Consider the following 1340-nt stretch of genomic DNA (forward strand, 5'->3'; position numbering starts at 1 on the left):
CTCAGTTTATATAGCTTATCCTCATAAATTTTAACACTAACTGTATTCATAGTTTTAAAATTACGTGTATATATAAATCTCGTTGAAGTAGTTAAATTAACTGATTTATCAGCATTAAAACAACTTAATTTATTAGATATTTCTTTTTGTATTCTTCTAGCAAGTGTTTTTGCTTTATCAGTTGCATTAACTGGATATTTTATTTTATATGTAATATGAAAATTGTTCCCCGTATAAATAATTGCACTTGGGCATGGAATTTCTATTCCAAAGTATTCACATTCAAGCATTTGCATAAATTCATCTTTAGAAAGATTTTTAAAAAATGATTTTTTATAATCTATATCTATTAATATATTCGTTATAAACCCTAGATTTTCCTCAGAAGAATTTTCGTAAGTTTTATATGTATTTACACTATAAAATAAGTTTATAGGCTTAAATTCTCCATCATTTAGTATTTGTTTAAGTTTTTTAAAACTTAATAATTCTTTTACTTTAAAACTTCTTTGAGTATATATATTACTTGAATAATTCTCTATATAATTAAATATTTTTATGTACTGGTCTAACTTTACTCCAATTAGCATATATCTTAAAAATTTCTGTATTTCTTTTATTTCTTCATCAGTAAATTTTCTATATTGTAATTGACTTATTTCTTGTTTTAATCCCATAAAAAAACTCCCTTCTATATGTTAGAACGGAGAATCCTTATTTCTTAAAATCTAAAATAATTTATTTGCAATAATTGAAAATATAGGTGTTATAATATATAATAACTTTGTAAGAAAAAGTTATTACATTGAGTTCTCTTTTTAAGAGTTCTCCGTTCTAAAAGAAGTTCCTTGAGGCGACCAAACCATTAAGGAACTTCTTTTTTATTTGAATTTTTATTACAAATTTTATATTTGTAGTAAATATTTATTTAATTATACTACAAATTTTAATATCAATCTTTATATATTTACAAAATATTATTAATAATTTTTAATTATACTACTTATACCTTTAACCTATCTTTTCATTACCTTTTATAACCTTCATAAACGCCGAAATTCAATGTTTTATTTTGTTTATAGTATAAATTATCTATAAACAAAATAAAATCGCTTATATTGGCAAATAAAAGCGATTAAGAACATTTTATATATTAGCCTGTATTATTAATTAAAATTTGATATTTTATTTTTCATTGAGCAACTTCTTTTTTTTATTGTTTTATACATAATATGTTTTACAATCTTTTTCTCTTGTTTTAAATGTTTTCGGCCAGCTGTATAAGTTGAAAATACTATATTTTTCGCGCCCAAAGGTAACCTTTTTATGGTCAAAGGTAA

Annotated in this window: 1 protein-coding gene; it reads right to left on the reverse strand. The window is 22.0% G+C overall.

Annotation, left to right across the window (positions count from 1 at the left end; all coding sequences use genetic code 11):
* Positions 1-677, reverse strand: a 677-nt coding sequence (locus BUA19_RS11370; RefSeq protein ID WP_143145434.1) for a hypothetical protein, incomplete at its 3' end; no start/stop codon positions are given.
* Positions 678-1340 lie beyond the last annotated feature (663 nt).

Source organism: Tepidibacter thalassicus DSM 15285, assembly GCF_900129915.1.
Lineage (GTDB): Bacteria > Bacillota > Clostridia > Peptostreptococcales > Peptostreptococcaceae > Tepidibacter > Tepidibacter thalassicus.